We start from the raw sequence: 15,417 nt of genomic DNA on the forward strand, positions 1-15,417 counted from the left end.
ACTCAGCGCAACTTCACCGCCGTACCCGTCGCAAACACCACAACCATCCCGCCCTTCCCGCCGGGCATACTGATCTCAAAGTCCACCCCGACTACCGCATCAGCCTGCAGAGCGCGCGCACGCTCCCGTATTTCTTCGGTCGCCTGAATACGCGCCTCCTTCAAAGCCCGCTCCAGCGTCTGCGAACGCCCACCGAAAAAATCACGCATACCGGCAAACATGTCACGGATCATATTGACCCCCTGCACCGACTCGGCACTGACGATGTCCAGATATGCAGTGATCTGCCGGCCTTCAATGGCGTGAGTGGTGGAAATGATCATGGAGTGTCGTCCCTACAAGGATGAATAAATTCGCGATTGTAATGGCTCAAAGCGGACTTCACGCCGCTGCCAATAAAATCCAGACGCCAGAAACCACAAAACCCCTGACTTCTTTCGAAATCAGGGGTTTTGTGTACTGAATGTGGCGGTGAAGGAGAGATTCGAACTCTCGATACAGTTTCCTGTATACACACTTTCCAGGCGTGCTCCTTAAGCCACTCGGACACTTCACCGTATCTCTTCAAACATGTTCTGTCTGTCGAGGCGCGCTAATGTAGTCGAAAGCTTTTCCGATGGCAAACTTTTTTTCAGAATTTTCATGCGGTTAAGAGAAAAAGTCGTTTTGCTCGCTGGTAAGCCATGGCAAACCGGCCAATCTTCGGTGGGCGTGGCCCTTCTATATAGAAGCAGAGCGCCTCGCCACGCTGGATGGGCCGTGAAACGGTGACTGGCGAGTCAGTCACGGCGCTTTACCTGGCCTGCGGCGGTGGGTAACGTCTGCCCATCTTTCTTACAAGGAATAGCGTCATGAGTGAGTTGATTTCCTACCACCTCGAAGACGGTATCGCGACCCTGACCTTGAGCAACGGCAAGGTCAATGCCATTTCTCCGGACGTGATTGCGGCATTCAACGCGGCGCTGGATCAGGCGGTGACTGATCGTGCCATCGTGATCATCACCGGTCAGCCAGGGATTCTGTCCGGCGGCTATGACCTGAAAGTCATGACCGCCGGCCCTAAGGAAGCCGTATCGCTGGTAACCGCGGGTTCGACCTTGGCGCGTCGCCTGCTCTCTCATCCGTTCCCGGTCATCGTCGCATGCCCAGGTCACGCGGTGGCGAAAGGCGCTTTCATTCTGTTGTCTGCTGATTACCGCATCGGTGTCGATGGCCCGTTCAGCATCGGTTTGAACGAAGTGCAGATCGGCATGACAATGCATAACGCAGGTATCGAGTTGGCGCGTGATCGTCTGCGTCGCTCGGCGTTCCACCGCTCGGTGATCAACGGCGAGATGTTCGATCCGAAAAGCGCCGTGGATGCCGGCTTCCTCGACAAGGTGGTTGCGGCCGAAGAGCTGCAAGGTGCCGCCCTCGCCGCTGCGCGTCAGTTGAAGAAGATCAACATGCTCGCGCACAAGAACACCAAGTTGAAGGTGCGTAAAGCGCTGCTGGAAGCTCTGGATAACGCGATCATCCAGGATCAGGAGCATCTGGGCTAAGCCCGGCTGACGCGCAAAAGAAGCCCGACCGTCGTGTCGGGCTTTTTCTTGCACGCATGGTTTAAAAGTCTGCGACCGCTCTAGGACAGGTCTGACCCTCCATTCTGAAACATGCGCTTAAACATCGGCTATCTCCGCACTCTATAGCGGCAATTGCCGAAAACAGTGCACATCCGTACACTGCGCCACCTTTTGTCCCGGTGGGGCCTGAAAATGCTGTTCGTGTTTCGTATGTTGTTGATGGGCCTGCACTTTATTCTGGCCGGCGTGCTCGGGGTGATTCTCGGGATCTGCCGCCCGTTCAATCCGGACAACAGCCGTCTGTGCGCCCGCCTCTATGCGCTACCAGCGATGTGTATTTTGCGTTTACGGGTGAAATCCGATGTCAGCGGTTTGCTGAACAAACCCGATAGCTGCGTGATCATCGCCAACCACCAGTCCAACTATGACCTGTTCGTGTTCGGAAACGTCGTGCCGCGCCGTACCGTGTGCATCGGCAAGAAGAGCCTCAAGTGGGTGCCACTGTTCGGGCAACTGTTCTGGCTGGCCGGCAATGTGTTGATCGACCGTGGCAATGCGCACAAGGCGCGTCAATCGATGCTCACCACCACCAATACCTTGCAGAACGAAGACACCTCGATCTGGGTGTTCCCGGAAGGCACACGCAACCTCGGCGAAGAATTGCTGCCCTTCAAGAAAGGTGCGTTCCAGATGGCAATTGCCGCTGGTGTACCGATCGTTCCGGTTTGCGTCAGCAGTTACATCAAGCACATGCGTCTGAATCGCTGGCGCAGCGGGAAAATCCTCATACGCTCGTTGCCGGCGATTCCTACAGCCGGATTGACCATGGACGACATGCCCATGCTCATCAATCAGTGTCGCGAGCAGATGCGCGAGTGCATTGAATCGATGGATCGGCAACTGCAAGCTGCCTGAAAAGACAACCCGCCCTGTGCGGGTTTTCTTTTACCCGGTGAACTGTACAGATTTCACTGACTCTCAAGCAGCGACACGGCTAAGCTGAAGCCTTGAATTCCCTGCCACCTGCCAAGAAGAAGTGAATCACCACCATGGGTCGAGTTGTTGCTGCTGCGGTGTACAGCGCAGGCAAGAAAGTCACCAATATTACCCTCGACGAAGGCGCTGCCTGGGCTGCGAAAACCGGTCACTTTGTGTGGATCGGTCTGGAAGAGCCGGACGCTCAAGAGCTGTCCAACCTGCAACGTCAGTTCAACCTGCACGAACTGGCCATTGAAGACGCCCTGGAAAAACACAGTCGACCGAAGCTCGAAACCTTTGGCGACGCTTTGTTTATCGTCACCTACTCCCCCATCCGCGAGAACGGCGTTCTGCAATTTATCGAGACGCACATCTTTGCGGGCAAGGGCTACATCATCACCGCGCGTAATGGCCACTCGGCCTCCTACGCTCATGTTCGCCAACGTTGTGAGGCACGTCCACTGCTGCTGGAGCACGGGGAAGATTTCGTACTTTATGCGTTGCTCGATTTTGTCATCGAGAACTATCAGCCAGTCGGCGAAGCGATCCATGCCGAGATCGATGAGCTGGAGCGCAACGTGTTGTGCAGCGCGTTGAATGAGCATGACATTCAGAGGCTGCATGGCTTGCGCCGCGATGTCGTACGCCTGCGTCGGTACGCGGCGCCGATGGTGGAGATTGGCGAGGAACTGCAGAAGCTGAGTTTCCCGTTTATCGACAAGAACATGCGCCCGTACTTCCGTGATGTGCAGATTCACGTCACGCGGCAAATGGAAGACCTGACCACCCTGGCCGACATTGCCAGCCAGACCATCGAGATTGGTGTGTTGCTCGAGGCATCACGGCAAAGCGTGGTGCAACGCAAGTTTGCTGCCTGGGCGGCGATTCTGGCGTTTCCGACGGCGGTTGCGGGGATTTACGGGATGAATTTCCAGAACATGCCGGAGTTGAGCTGGCACTACGGCTATTTCGGTGTGCTGGGGTTTATTACGGTGGGGTGTGTGAGTTTGTGGGCAAGTTTCAAGAAGTCTGGTTGGTTGTAGAGCAAACCGAGTTGTCTGGAACATTCGCGAGCAGGCTCGCTCCCACATTGATCGGTGGCGCACCGGAAATCCAATGTGGGCGCGAGCCTGCTCGCGAAGCTTTTGGCCTTAGACAGTTTCTGGTTTGTGCGCCACAAAACGCATCATCCACTCCGCAACCGTAGCGCCATGGTGTTCCTGCTCCAGGCTCGCCACACCTTTGCTGTAGATTTGCGAACCCAGCGCTTCCTGACGCAGATCCAGCAGCGCCCGCGAATAATCATGGATGAACTCCGGGTGCCCCTGGAAGCACAGCACCTGATCGTTGATGTGATACGCCGCAAACGGGCAGAAATCACTCGAAGCAATGACGGTGGCGTTTTCCGGTAGCGCAGTGACCTGATCCTGGTGACTGATCAGTAGCGTCAGCTCTTCGCGTACCGGGTTCATCCACGGCGCCTTGGCCGCGAGTTTGTAGTTGTGGGTACCGACACCCCAACCCTGGGTCGCGCGCTCGCTCTTGCCGCCGAGCAGCAGCGCCAGCAGTTGATGGCCGAAGCACACGCCGAGCAGTTTGTCGCCGCGCTCGTAGCGGCTCAGCAGGTATTCCTTGAGGGTTTGAATCCACGGGTCAGTGCCGAACGAATCGGCCTTGCTGCCGGTGACCAGGTACGCGTCGAAGGTCTGGTCGTCGCTTGGGTATTCGCCCTGCATCACGTTGTAGACGGTGAACTCGGCGGCAATCGGTTGCTGTGAGAACAGGCGCTGGAACATCTGCCCGTAACCCTGATATTGATCGACCAGTTCTGGACGCAGGATGTCGGTTTCCAGAATGCAGATGCGTAGCGACATAAAAAATACCTGACACGTGATGGGAATAATGAACACCCCAGAGCCTGCCTTGAAACCCCCTGGCAAGGCAAGCCCCGGAATGCGCGTTGTCCTTAGAACATTTCACCTTTTGCCGCTTTGTCCAGCAGCAGCGCGGGCGGTGCGAAACGCTCGCCATACTGCTCAGCCAGATACTGCGCGCGGGCGACGAAATCTTTCACTCCGTATTGGTTGATGAACTGCAACGCACCGCCGGTCCACGGCGCAAAACCGATACCGAAGATCGAGCCGACGTTGGCATCCGCCGTCGAGGTCAGCACGCCCTCTTCCACACAACGCACCGTTTCAATGGCCTGCACGAACAACAGCCGATCACGCACGTCTTTAGGCGAAATCTGCCCGTCGGGCTTCTCGAAGCGCGGCTTCAGCTCGGGCCACAAATGTTTCTGCGCGCCGACCGGATAATCATAGAAGCCGCCACCCGCCGCTTTGCCCGAACGCTTGTACTCGTGAAGCAGCAAGTCAATCACGGCGAAGGCCGGGTGTTCAATCAGCGGTTTCCCTTCTGCCTGTAGGTCCTTGGCGGTTTGCTGACGGATATGGCTCATCAGGCTGAGGGAAACTTCGTCAGAGATCGCCAGAGGCCCGACCGGCATCCCGGCCTTGCGCGCTTCGGTCTCGATCATCGGCGCGCTCACGCCTTCGCCGAGCATGGCGATACCTTCGTTGGTGAAGGTGCCGAAGACGCGTGAAGTAAAGAAGCCGCGACTATCGTTGACGACGATCGGGGTTTTCTTGATTTGCAGGACGAAATCAAAACCTCGGGCAAGCGTTTCATCGGTGGTCTGTGCACCTTTGATGATTTCCACCAGCGGCATTTTTTCCACCGGACTGAAGAAATGCAGGCCGATGAATTTGCCAGGATCAGGCACAGCCTTTGCCAGCCCGGTAATAGGCAACGTCGATGTATTCGAAGCGATGACCGCTTCGGCGCCGACAACTTGCTGGGCGGCAGAGGAAACCCTGGCCTTGAGATCGCGATCCTCAAACACCGCTTCGATGATCAGATCGCAACCCGCGAGATCCGCATCACTTTCGGATGGGGTGATCCGCGCCAACACCTCATCACGCTTCAAAGCATCCATCTGCCCACGGGCGACTTTCTTGTCCAGCAACGCCGCAGAATGTGCTTTGCCTTTCTCGGCGGCAACCAGATTGACATCCTTAAGCACCACTTCAATGCCCGCCGAAGCACTGACAAAGGCAATACCCGCGCCCATCATCCCTGCGCCAAGCACGCCGACCTTACGCGTGACATACGGCGCAAAACCCTGCGGCCGCGAACCACCAGCATTGATCTCGTTGAGTTGAAACCAGAACGTGCCAATCAGGTTTTTCGAGATCTGCCCGGTGGTCAGTTCGGTGAAGTAACGGGTTTCGATCAAGTGCGCGGTGTCGAAATCGACCTGAGCGCCCTCGACTACCGCGCAGAGGATTTTCTCCGGCGCCGGCATTGTCCCTTGGGTCTTGCTACGCAGAATCGACGGCGCAATCGCCAGCATCTGCGCGACTTTCGGATTCGACGGCGTACCGCCCGGAATCTGATAACCCTTCACATCCCAGCGCTGCACTGCCGTCGGATTGGCAACGATCCAGGCGCGCGCCTTGGCCAGCAACTCATCGCGATCCGCCGCCAGCTCATCAATCAAACCCGCCTGCAACGCCTGTTGCGAACGCACTTTCTTGCCTTCGAGTAAATACGGCAGCGCTTTTTCGATGCCAAGCATACGCACCATGCGCACCACCCCGCCGCCGCCCGGCAACAGGCCGAGAGTTACTTCCGGCAGACCGAGTTGCACTGATGCATCGTCCAGCGCCACGCGGTGGTGACAGGCGAGGCAGATTTCCCAACCGCCACCCAGCGCCGCGCCGTTGATCGCCGCGACCACCGGTTTGCCGAGGGTCTCTAGGGTGCGTAACTGCGCTTTGAGGGTCAGCACCATGTCGTAGAAGGCTTTGGCTTCGGGCTTGCCGATCTTGATCAGCTCCTTAAGGTCGCCGCCGGCAAAGAAGGTTTTCTTCGCCGAGGTGATGATGACCCCGGCAATCTGGTCTTTTTCAGTCACTAGACGGGCAACGCAAGCGGCCATGGCCTCGCGGTAAACGGCGTTCATGGTGTTGGCGCTCTGGCCCGGCATGTCGATGGTCAGCACGACGATCGCGTCCTGGCCTTTTTCGTAACGAATGGCTTCGCTCATAACAAGGTTCCTTGAATTCGGGGCTCAGAGGCGTTCGATGATGGTGGCAATGCCCATGCCGCCGCCGACGCACAGCGTCGCCAGGCCATAGCGCAGACGCCGCGCTTCCAGCTCATCGAGCAAGGTGCCGAGGATCGCGCAACCGGTCGCGCCCAGCGGGTGGCCCATAGCGATGGAACCGCCGTTGACGTTGACCTTGTCCGGGTCGACCGCCATGTCCTTGATGAACTTCAGCACCACCGAGGCAAACGCTTCGTTGACCTCGAACAGGTCGATGTCTTCAACGCGCAGCCCGGCCTTTGCCAGTGCCTTGCGCGTTGCCGGCGCCGGGCCGGTGAGCATGATGGTCGGATCGGTGCTGGTGACCGCCGTGGCGACAATGCGCGCCCGAGGTTGCAGGCCCAGCGCACGCCCCTTGGATTCGGAGCCGATCAGCATCAGTGCTGCACCGTCGACGATCCCTGAGCTGTTGCCCGGGGTGTGCACGTGATTGATGCGTTCGACATGGCTGTAGACCCGCAGCGCCGTGGCGTCAAAACCCATCTGGCCGATCATTTCGAAACTCGGCTTGAGCTTGCCCAAGCCTTCCAGAGTCGACTCGGCACGAATGAACTCATCGTGATCGAGCAGAATGATGCCGTTCTGGTCCTGCACCGGCACCAGCGACTTGTTGAACGAGCCGTCAGCCCGGGCCCGCGCGGCCTTCTGTTGCGAGTGCAGCGCATAGGCATCGACGTCCTGACGGCTGAAGCCTTCCAGCGTGGCGATAAGGTCCGCGCCAACACCTTGCGGAGTGAAATGACTGTGCAGGTTGGTTTGCGGATCCAGCGCCCAGGCGCCACCGTCGCTGCCCATCGGCACCCGCGACATCGACTCGACGCCACCGACCACCACCAGGTCTTCGAAGCCCGAACGCACTTTCATTGCGCCAAGGTTGACCGCTTCGAGTCCCGAGGCGCAGAAACGGTTGATCTGCACACCCGCGACACTGACGTCCCAATCGGCCACTTGCACTGCGGTTTTGGCGATGTCCGAGCCCTGATCGCCAATCGGCGTCACGCAGCCAATGACCACGTCATCGACCTGACTGGTGTCCAGCGCGGTGCGCGCTTGCAGCGCGGCCAGCAGACCGGCCAGCAGATTCACCGGTTTGACGCTGTGCAGGGCGCCATCGGCCTTGCCTCTGCCACGGGGCGTGCGTAACGCATCGAATATCAAAGCTTGGGTCATGACGTCCTCGAACCTGTGCGGGGAGTGATTGCTTGTGACTCCACTCTTGACCCGTGCGGCCATGGATTCAATGACCACAGCGCTCAATGCGGTTGACGCACACGCTCAGACGGACGGTCATCGGCAGCTGGGTGAACCGGTTCAGGTCGGCGAGTTGTCTAGCCAGCGGCCGGCAAAGAAGCTGGCAATAAGCCTCATGCCTTTTTTATCGCATCTGGCAAGCATTCCATATGAAATGGATCTAAGCCAAGCGTGACGCGGCCCCTAATGTAGAACATGTACGTCAGGGTCGTCGGGTTTTGCCGAGGCAGACGTTCTTCAACAGGAAGTGCAGCGCTTGCCGTCATGGATATGCAGGCAGGCATCAGGAAATAACAATAAAGGCGGTCAAGCCATGTTCAAACAACCGAAAGTTCGTCAAGCAGGGCTCATTCTTTTCGCCACGACGCTGTTGTTGATTTTGCCGAATCTGACCAAGGTCATCGGCTGAGTCGAGCGGCAGGCGCTGTTCATCGCCACTGAAAATGTGACTGGCCCGCTACCCGGGCCAGCGTGGCTGTGCCAACCTTGGCGCACTCTCACGACATGGACGGCGATCATTTGAAAGCGCTCATTGTGTTCGGGGCCATGCTGCTGAGCATGCCCTTGTCTGCCGCCCAGTTGGATCTGCAACTGGGCGCAAGCAGCCGCACCTGGCAGACCGAGGAATTGCTCAAGCATCCTCAAGTGCAAACCCTGACGATCAAAAACGATGTGTCCTACAAGAAGGACATGACTTATCGCGCCGTGCCTGTGGCCGCATTACTGACAGGGATCAAACCGCAGGATCATCTGCAAGCGGTGGCACTGGACGGCTTTGCCGCCGAGTTGTCAGCTGCGCCGTTGCTTAATACAACAGGTGCGCGAGCATGGCTGGCCATCGAAGATCCGGCGCAGCCGTGGCCACCGCTGTCGGAAGGCAAGCACAGCGCCGGGCCGTTCTACCTGGTCTGGACCGATCCGCAGGCCGGCAATATCAGCCCGGAGCAGTGGCCGTTCGAAGTCGCGAGCATCAAGCGCATGGCGCCGGTGGCCGAACGCTTCCCTGCCCTGCTGCCGGATCCTGCGTTGAAGGCAGATGACCCGGTGAATCAAGGGTTTGCGCTGTTTCAGAAAAACTGTCTGGCGTGTCACCGGTTGAACGGTGCGGGTGATGCGCAATTCGGGCCGGATCTGAATATTCCTTACAGCCCGACCGAGTATTTCGGCGCGGATTTCCTCAAGCGCTACATTCGTGATCCGCAGAGTTTGCGTCAGTGGCCGCAGGCGAAGATGCCAGGGTTTTCGGTGGAGGTGTTACCGGAGGGGGATCTGGAAATGCTGGTGGGATATCTCAAGCACATGGCCGGGCGCAAGGTTAAGCCCTGAGCACATTTCCTTAAAGGAGTGAGCCTGCTCGCGATAGCGGTGTATCAGTCAGCACATTTGTAACTGACAGACCGCTATCGCGAGCAGGCTCGCTCCCACAGGGGTACGGCGTTTACTGTTGTTGCACCGAGATGATCGGAGTTGGCGAGACGAACACTTTCGCATGCATCTGCTCACACCCACCGCCCCGGCGCATACCGCGCACCGGGCAGGCATCCAGATAATCCAGACCTACCGCCAGTTTCAGATGGCGCTCGGGCCGCGCCAGTTCATTGGTCACATCAAAGCTGTACCAGGCGTCATCCAGCCACGCTTCAGCCCAGGCGTGGCTGGCCAGATGCTCGCAATCCTCGCTGTACAGATACCCCGACACATAACGCGACGGAATCCCGAGACTGCGTGCGCAAGCCAGAAACGCGTGAGCATGATCCTGGCAAACACCCGCACGCCCGGCGAAGGCCTCGGCGGCGCTGGTGTCGACCTCGGTGGACCCCGGCGTGTAGGTCATGTGCTGATTCAAGCCGTGCATCAGATCGATCAGCGCTGTGCGATCACGCCGCTGCTTGCAGGATTTCTCGGCGAACGCGCGTAACGCCTCATCCGCCTCGGTCAAACGGGTAAAGCGCAGGAACGGCAGCGCCGACTGGCTCTCATGCTCGGCCTCGCGCAGTTCGTCGATATCAACCTGCCCGCGCGCACCAATGATGATCGCTTCGTGCGGCTCGTCCATGGTCAGCACATGCAGGATATTGCCGAACGGATCGAGTTGCGCACGCACCGGGCGCGGCAGATCGAGCTGCCAGCTCAACACGTGTTGACGTTCGCTATCGTGTGGGGTCAGTCGCAGGTACTGGATGCTCGCCCGCACCTGATCCTCGTAGTGATAGGTGGTCTCGTGGCTTATGGAAAGTCTCATGCAGCCTCCAGGTAGGAACTGTGAATGGCGTTGCCCAACTGGCGCACCAGCGGGATGAATTCGGTCAGCCACGCGTGCAGGCCTTCCTCGAGAATTTCGTTGATGCCGGTGTAGCGCAGGCGCGCGTCCATCTCTGCCGCCAGACGCTGTGCCGGACGGCCATTGGCACCGGGCAGTTGCGCGAGAATCTGATCGATCTCTTCGGTGCAGGCACGCAGTGAACGCGGTACATCGGCACGCAACAGCAACAACTCGGCAACATGCCGGGCGCCGGGCGCATCGCGGTAGATTTCGGTGTAGGCCTCGAATGACGACAAGGCGCGCAGCAAGGCGCTCCACTGGTAGTAGGCGTGGGCCGTACCGTCGCTGACTGCTTCAGCCTGATCGCCAGCCATTTCATAGCGCGCATCGAGCAATCGCAGGGTGTTGTCCGCGCGTTCGATGAACGTACCGAGGCGAATGAAACGAAACGCATCATTACGCATGATCGTGCCGTACGACGCACCACGGAACAGGTGCGAACGTTCCTTGATCCATTCGCAGAAACGGCTCATGCCATAGCGACTGAGGCCCTGTTCGGCGATGCCGCGAATTTCCAGCCACGTCGAATTGATGTTCTCCCACATGTCCGCCGTGATGCGCCCACGCACCGCATGGGCACTGGCCCGCGCCGCGCCGAGGCAGCTGTAAATGCTCGCCGGGTTAGCCGCATCGAGGGCAAAAAAATGCAGCAGACGCTCAGCATGTAGCGCGCCATGGCGCTCGAGGTAATCGTCAAGGGTACCGGTGATCAGCAACGGCATGGCCAATTCGTGCAAACCATCGCCACGACCGTCCTGCGGCATCAGCGACAGCGAATAACTGATGTCGAGCATCCGGGCGAGGTTTTCCGCCCGCTCCAGGTAACGCGACATCCAATACAGATCCGAGGCAGTTCTACTTAACATGGCAAGCTTCCTTCAATCCTCGACTACCCAGGTGTCCTTGGTTCCGCCACCCTGGGAGGAATTCACCACCAAGGAGCCTTCGCGCAGCGCCACACGGGTCAAACCGCCGGGAACCACCCGGGTTTCGCGCCCGGACAAGACAAACGGACGCAAGTCGATATGGCGCGGCGCGATGCCGTTTTCGACAAAGGTCGGACAGGTCGACAGCGACAGCGTCGGTTGCGCGATGTACGCGTGGGGTTTGGCTTTGATCCGTTCGCGGAAAGCATCGATTTCCGCTTTCGTCGATGCCGGCCCGACCAACATTCCGTAACCGCCTGAGCCTTGGGTTTCCTTGACCACCAGATCTGGAAGATTGGCCAGCACATGAGAAAGTTCAGACGGGTTGCGGCATTGCCAGGTCGGTACGTTCTTCAAAATCGGCTCTTCGTCGAGGTAGAACCGGATCATGTCAGTAACGAACGGATACACCGATTTGTCGTCCGCTACGCCGGTGCCGATGGCGTTGGCCAGCACCACGTTGCCCGAGCGATAAGAGGACAGCAGCCCCGGCACACCGAGCATCGAATCGGGATTGAACGCCAGTGGATCGAGAAACGCGTCGTCGAGCCGACGGTAGATAACGTCCACCGCTTTCGGGCCGTCCGTAGTGCGCATGAAAACTTTGTCGTCGCGAACGAACAGATCCGCGCCTTCCACCAACTCCACGCCCATTTCCCGCGCCAGGAATGCGTGCTCGAAGAACGCACTGTTGAAGCGCCCCGGCGTCAGCACCACCACGCTCGGGTCATCGATCGGACTTGAGCTTTTCAGGGTGTCGAGCAACAGGTTCGGGTAGTGATCGATCGGGGCAATACGCTGCGCGGCGAACAGCTCCGGGAACAGGCGCATCATCATCTTTCGGTCTTCGAGCATGTAGCTGACGCCGCTCGGTGTACGCAGGTTGTCTTCGAGCACGTAATAAGTGCCGTCGCCGTCGCGCACCAGATCGACGCCGGAGATGTGCGAATAGATATCGCGGTGCAGATCCAGGCCTTGCATCGCCAACTGATATTGCTCGTTGGCCAGCACCTGTTCGGCGGGAATGATCCCGGCCTTGATAATGCGCTGCTCGTGATAGAGGTCGGCGAGGAACATGTTCAACGCCTTGACCCGCTGGATGCACCCGCGCTCGACGATTCGCCATTCACTGGCAGGGATGCTGCGCGGGATGGTGTCGAAAGGAATCAGGCGCTCGGTGCCCTGCTCGTCGCCATAGAGCGTGAACGTGATGCCGGCGCGATGGAACAGCAGATCGGCCTCGCGTCGCCGCTGGGCCAACAGCTCATCCGGCGTATCAGCCAGCCATCGGGCGAACTCCCGATAATGCGGGCGAACCTGGCCGCCGGCATCGTACATCTCATCAAAATAGGTGCGGATCATGCCGTACTCCTTGTCACCCGGACATACAGGCCTTCGCAAGGCCCGTGCCATCGGCATAAACGCTTTGATTTCAATCGGTTGGAAATACACGCCGCAGGCACCGCACCATTCCTGTGCGGCAAATGCCCCAACCGGATTGCCCCCGCTTCATTGCGACGCACTGCATCGCCTATCACCAGCATAGTCAGAGTTGATTTCACTGCCCGGCGCTGCCTGCGGATAATCCGCACATTCGCTGCAAATCTTCACCGGCCCCGGCGCCATGAAGCGGCCAGCTCAACTGATTGGGATCGCCTCGGCGGCCCGCCCCGCTGTAACCCTGACCGGTTTCCTCTCCTTATCGGTCTTCCCTTTTAGCCACCCTCTCCGGTGGCTTTTTTTTGCCTCGGTTTCTTGTTTCAGGGTTTTGCCACAGCGTTTTGCTTATGCCGGAAATGACAACGGCCAACCCGAAGGTCAGCCGTTGCTCAACAAATGAAACCAGAGATCAGTTCAAACGGTGGCGGTTGCGCACCTCCTGCTTCACACCCCAGCCTTCGATAATGCCACCCAGAGGTTCAACCACGGCAGAGAATCCCTGCTCGAAGTCGCCGATATCGTCATATGTCGCGTACATCACTTTGCTCAATTCCAGCGCCCACGCACCGTCATCACGCAGGCTGACCTGGGCATTGATGGATTCACCACGAAATTTGCCTGCCGCCCTGCGCGCCCGCTCCTCGTCCGGGAAAATTGCGTAGAACTCGATGGGATGGAATCGGGAAAAATCGAAACCGCCTTCTTTCATGCGGCGCAGAACATTGCTGCTGATGTCTTCTTGATAGGCTGTGCTCATGAATCGTCCCCCTCGCATAGATGGATAGACTTTCCGTATTCCCGCCCCGGGCCTCTGGCCAAAGTACGACGGCAACGTGGTTGCACGCGGGAACAAGCATGTAGCTGACAAGACCAGACCTTAGCGATCCGTTCGCTGATCTCGCTTGCAGAGTAGCCCCAAGATAGAGCTGCTGCCAAGGCCTGGTGTTGAAGGTGACAAGAAGTATTTCAGATTGGGGTGATGCTGCGGATTTCGATGCTGTTCTGGGTTTTCAGGCTTTTGACGCCAGCATCGGCGGTGCGCCCTTCCAGATCGTTCAGATCCAGTTCGGCGGCGACGGGCAGGAGCCGTGCCTTGATCAATCGAGCGGCCTCATCGTCGCTGGGGCATTCCGCGCGCTCGAACACCTCATCGACAATTTCACCATGATCGTCCACGAAAGTGACTTTCCACTTTTGCATCGGTGCCTCCTCGATCAAACCCGCAAATGGGCTTACACCTATCTCGACTGTGTACGCCGAAAGTTGGTTCAAAAGGATTACAACGGGCGAAGATGAAAAAAACGACATCGACTGTAGGAGTGAGCCTGCTCGCGATAGCGATTTCTCATCCAACGCTGATGTTGGTAGACAAACCGTAATCGCGAGCAGGCTCACTCCTACAAAGACTTGCAGCGATTATTCAGTCGTTGCTTGGCTTGTTGATCGCCTGCAGCACGTACTGCGGCAAGGCGAACGCACCAATGTGGATTTCCGGGTTGTAGTAGCGGGTGACGATGCCGCTGCCGATGAAGCGCTGTTGCAGGGTTTCACGGCTCAGTTTGCGGTACGCCGGATTGGTCGAGCCCCAGGCGAAAGTCATCGAGCCGCCGATGTAGGTCGGCACGGCTGCCTGGTAGAAGTGCCAGTCCGGGAACAGGCTGTTCAGGCGACCGGCAGTGGTTTTCACTTCGTCAATCTGCATGAACGGCGTACCGTTCTGGGTCACGAGGATACCGCCCTCGTTCAGGCAGCGATGGCACGCCTGATAGAAGTTCTCCGAGAACAACACTTCGCCCGGGCCGATCGGGTCGGTGGAGTCGGAGATGATCACGTCGAATTTTTCCGTGGTGGTGGCGACGAAACGCATGCCGTCGTCAATCACCAGGTTCAGGCGCGGATCGTCGTAGGCGCCGCTGGAGTGGTTCGGCAGGAACTCTTTGCACATATCGACCACGGTGCCGTCGATCTCGACCATGGTGATGTGCTCGACACCGGCATGCTTGGTCACTTCACGGAGCATGCCGCCGTCACCGCCACCAATGATCAGCACGCGCTTGGCGCTGCCGTGGGCGAGGATTGGCACGTGGGTGAGCATTTCGTGATAGATGAATTCGTCGGCTTCGGTGGTCTGGATCACGCCGTCCAGCGCCATCACCCGGCCCATGCGCGGGTTCTGGAAAATCACCAGGTGCTGGTGTTCGGTGCGCACTTCGTGCAGCAGTTTTTCCATGCGAAAACGCTGGCCGTAGCCTTCGTAGAGGGTTTCCAGGTACTCGCTGGTTTTGGTGACGGTCATGGTCAAGTGCTCCGATGAATGCGCGGGCGCCAATCGTGGGGACGATTGCCCGGGAAAGGCGCGCATTCTACGTTGCCGAAGATGACAGGTCGAACCTCACTTCATCGGCCCACCACAATCCTTGTGGGAGCTGGCTTGCCAGCGATAGGGTCAACTCGGTTCATCAGTGACACCGCAGTGATCCTATCGCTGGCAAGCCAGCTCCCACAGGTTTTGGGATGCTCACGAAGTTTGTGGCTAGATCCGCACGTTGCCCCGCGGTCCGGCAATCGCCCAGATGATCAGGCCCAGCACTGGCAGGAGGATGATCAGCAGCACCCAGACGATTTTCATCCCGGTGGTGGCGCCGCTTTTCAGCACATTGATGATGGCCCAGATGTCGAGGGCGAGGATGATCAGGCCAATCAGACCGTTGAACGTGGAACCCATGGTGTCGCTCCAGAATAGTGGCATGCACTTTTAGGATAGAC

Annotated in this window: 15 protein-coding genes and 1 tRNA gene; 4 read left to right on the forward strand and 12 right to left on the reverse strand. The window is 58.4% G+C overall.

The genetic code is table 11. From position 1 onward, the window contains the following. Positions 1-2: 2 nt before the first annotated feature. A complete protein-coding gene (locus CKW14_RS05450; protein WP_095124923.1) occupies positions 3-323 on the reverse strand; it encodes a YbjQ family protein in 321 nt (106 codons plus the stop codon). Positions 324-466: 143 nt separating this feature from the next. Then, a tRNA-Ser gene (locus CKW14_RS05455) sits at positions 467-556 on the reverse strand. Between the two features lie 295 nt (positions 557-851). On the opposite strand from CKW14_RS05455, the gene CKW14_RS05460 reads away from it, so the two are divergent. The 3 genes from CKW14_RS05460 (at position 852) to CKW14_RS05470 (ending at position 3,583) form a co-directional block, all read left to right on the forward strand. After that, positions 852-1,541 (forward strand): crotonase/enoyl-CoA hydratase family protein, encoded by a 690-nt coding sequence (locus tag CKW14_RS05460; protein ID WP_093441795.1) that lies wholly within the window; start codon positions 852-854, stop codon positions 1,539-1,541. A gap of 213 nt (positions 1,542-1,754) precedes the next feature. Then, positions 1,755-2,477, forward strand: coding sequence for a 1-acyl-sn-glycerol-3-phosphate acyltransferase (locus CKW14_RS05465; RefSeq protein ID WP_077571798.1), 723 nt, complete (start codon positions 1,755-1,757; stop codon positions 2,475-2,477). A 134-nt stretch (positions 2,478-2,611) separates the two neighbouring features. Next, positions 2,612-3,583 (forward strand): magnesium and cobalt transport protein CorA, encoded by a 972-nt coding sequence (locus tag CKW14_RS05470; RefSeq protein ID WP_095050935.1) that lies wholly within the window; start codon positions 2,612-2,614, stop codon positions 3,581-3,583. A 108-nt stretch (positions 3,584-3,691) separates the two neighbouring features. On the opposite strand, the gene CKW14_RS05475 is transcribed toward CKW14_RS05470, so the two are convergent. The 3 genes from CKW14_RS05475 to CKW14_RS05485 form a co-directional block, all read right to left on the reverse strand. Further along, a complete protein-coding gene (locus CKW14_RS05475; protein WP_095050934.1) occupies positions 3,692-4,414 on the reverse strand; it encodes an amidotransferase in 723 nt (240 codons plus the stop codon). A gap of 92 nt (positions 4,415-4,506) precedes the next feature. Next, entirely contained in the window at positions 4,507-6,651 is a 2,145-nt protein-coding gene (locus CKW14_RS05480) for a 3-hydroxyacyl-CoA dehydrogenase NAD-binding domain-containing protein (protein ID WP_095124924.1), read from the reverse strand. 24 nt (positions 6,652-6,675) lie between these two features. Continuing rightward, complete coding sequence (locus tag CKW14_RS05485) at positions 6,676-7,881, reverse strand: acetyl-CoA C-acetyltransferase (protein ID WP_095124925.1); 1,206 nt, start codon at positions 7,879-7,881, stop codon at positions 6,676-6,678. Between the two features lie 585 nt (positions 7,882-8,466). Between CKW14_RS05485 and CKW14_RS05495 the strand changes: the two genes are divergently transcribed. Then, positions 8,467-9,288, forward strand: coding sequence for a cytochrome c (locus CKW14_RS05495; RefSeq protein ID WP_093441765.1), 822 nt, complete (start codon positions 8,467-8,469; stop codon positions 9,286-9,288). Positions 9,289-9,400: 112 nt separating this feature from the next. Here the strand turns inward: CKW14_RS05495 and CKW14_RS05500 are convergent, their stop codons facing one another. The 7 genes from CKW14_RS05500 to CKW14_RS05530 all read right to left on the reverse strand — a co-directional run bounded on the left by CKW14_RS05500 (position 9,401) and on the right by CKW14_RS05530 (position 15,376). Beyond that, positions 9,401-10,204 (reverse strand): transglutaminase family protein, encoded by an 804-nt coding sequence (locus tag CKW14_RS05500; RefSeq protein WP_007914065.1) that lies wholly within the window; start codon positions 10,202-10,204, stop codon positions 9,401-9,403. Beyond that, positions 10,201-11,151 carry an alpha-E domain-containing protein gene (locus CKW14_RS05505; protein WP_016982907.1) on the reverse strand — a complete coding sequence of 317 codons (951 nt, stop codon included), beginning with the start codon at positions 11,149-11,151 and terminating at the stop codon, positions 10,201-10,203. Before CKW14_RS05505 ends, CKW14_RS05500 begins: the two co-directional genes overlap by 4 nt. A 12-nt stretch (positions 11,152-11,163) precedes the next feature. Then, complete coding sequence (locus CKW14_RS05510; RefSeq protein WP_007914061.1) at positions 11,164-12,573, reverse strand: circularly permuted type 2 ATP-grasp protein; 1,410 nt, start codon at positions 12,571-12,573, stop codon at positions 11,164-11,166. Between the two features lie 487 nt (positions 12,574-13,060). Beyond that, on the reverse strand, positions 13,061-13,408 hold the full coding sequence (locus CKW14_RS05515) for a ribonuclease E inhibitor RraB (protein WP_093441760.1): 348 nt from the start codon (positions 13,406-13,408) through the stop codon (positions 13,061-13,063). 209 nt (positions 13,409-13,617) lie between these two features. Continuing rightward, positions 13,618-13,851 carry a hypothetical protein gene (locus CKW14_RS05520; protein WP_007914057.1) on the reverse strand — a complete coding sequence of 78 codons (234 nt, stop codon included), beginning with the start codon at positions 13,849-13,851 and terminating at the stop codon, positions 13,618-13,620. A gap of 220 nt (positions 13,852-14,071) precedes the next feature. Beyond that, positions 14,072-14,947: a polyamine aminopropyltransferase gene (speE, locus tag CKW14_RS05525; protein ID WP_016982904.1), complete on the reverse strand. Its 876-nt coding sequence runs from the start codon at positions 14,945-14,947 to the stop codon at positions 14,072-14,074. A 237-nt stretch (positions 14,948-15,184) separates the two neighbouring features. After that, positions 15,185-15,376, reverse strand: coding sequence for a PLDc N-terminal domain-containing protein (locus CKW14_RS05530; RefSeq protein WP_007914053.1), 192 nt, complete (start codon positions 15,374-15,376; stop codon positions 15,185-15,187). Positions 15,377-15,417 lie beyond the last annotated feature (41 nt).

This window comes from Pseudomonas sp. Irchel s3a12, from assembly GCF_900187485.1.
GTDB lineage: Bacteria > Pseudomonadota > Gammaproteobacteria > Pseudomonadales > Pseudomonadaceae > Aquipseudomonas > Aquipseudomonas neuropathica.

Bases quoted from the DNA above. Each gene is read 5' to 3' on its own strand.
- CKW14_RS05450 (WP_095124923.1), bottom strand. From the start codon at position 323: ATGATCATTTCCACCACTCACGCCATTGAAGGCCGGCAGATCACTGCA.
- CKW14_RS05460 (WP_093441795.1), top strand. From the start codon at position 852: ATGAGTGAGTTGATTTCCTACCACCTCGAAGACGGTATCGCGACCCTG.
- speE (WP_016982904.1), bottom strand. From the start codon at position 14,947: ATGACCGTCACCAAAACCAGCGAGTACCTGGAAACCCTCTACGAAGGC.
- CKW14_RS05500 (WP_007914065.1), bottom strand. From the start codon at position 10,204: ATGAGACTTTCCATAAGCCACGAGACCACCTATCACTACGAGGATCAG.
- CKW14_RS05480 (WP_095124924.1), bottom strand. From the start codon at position 6,651: ATGAGCGAAGCCATTCGTTACGAAAAAGGCCAGGACGCGATCGTCGTG.
- CKW14_RS05510 (WP_007914061.1), bottom strand. From the start codon at position 12,573: ATGATCCGCACCTATTTTGATGAGATGTACGATGCCGGCGGCCAGGTT.
- CKW14_RS05520 (WP_007914057.1), bottom strand. From the start codon at position 13,851: ATGCAAAAGTGGAAAGTCACTTTCGTGGACGATCATGGTGAAATTGTC.
- CKW14_RS05530 (WP_007914053.1), bottom strand. From the start codon at position 15,376: ATGGGTTCCACGTTCAACGGTCTGATTGGCCTGATCATCCTCGCCCTC.
- CKW14_RS05505 (WP_016982907.1), bottom strand. From the start codon at position 11,151: ATGTTAAGTAGAACTGCCTCGGATCTGTATTGGATGTCGCGTTACCTG.
- CKW14_RS05495 (WP_093441765.1), top strand. From the start codon at position 8,467: ATGGACGGCGATCATTTGAAAGCGCTCATTGTGTTCGGGGCCATGCTG.
- CKW14_RS05485 (WP_095124925.1), bottom strand. From the start codon at position 7,881: ATGACCCAAGCTTTGATATTCGATGCGTTACGCACGCCCCGTGGCAGA.
- CKW14_RS05475 (WP_095050934.1), bottom strand. From the start codon at position 4,414: ATGTCGCTACGCATCTGCATTCTGGAAACCGACATCCTGCGTCCAGAA.
- CKW14_RS05515 (WP_093441760.1), bottom strand. From the start codon at position 13,408: ATGAGCACAGCCTATCAAGAAGACATCAGCAGCAATGTTCTGCGCCGC.
- CKW14_RS05465 (WP_077571798.1), top strand. From the start codon at position 1,755: ATGCTGTTCGTGTTTCGTATGTTGTTGATGGGCCTGCACTTTATTCTG.
- CKW14_RS05470 (WP_095050935.1), top strand. From the start codon at position 2,612: ATGGGTCGAGTTGTTGCTGCTGCGGTGTACAGCGCAGGCAAGAAAGTC.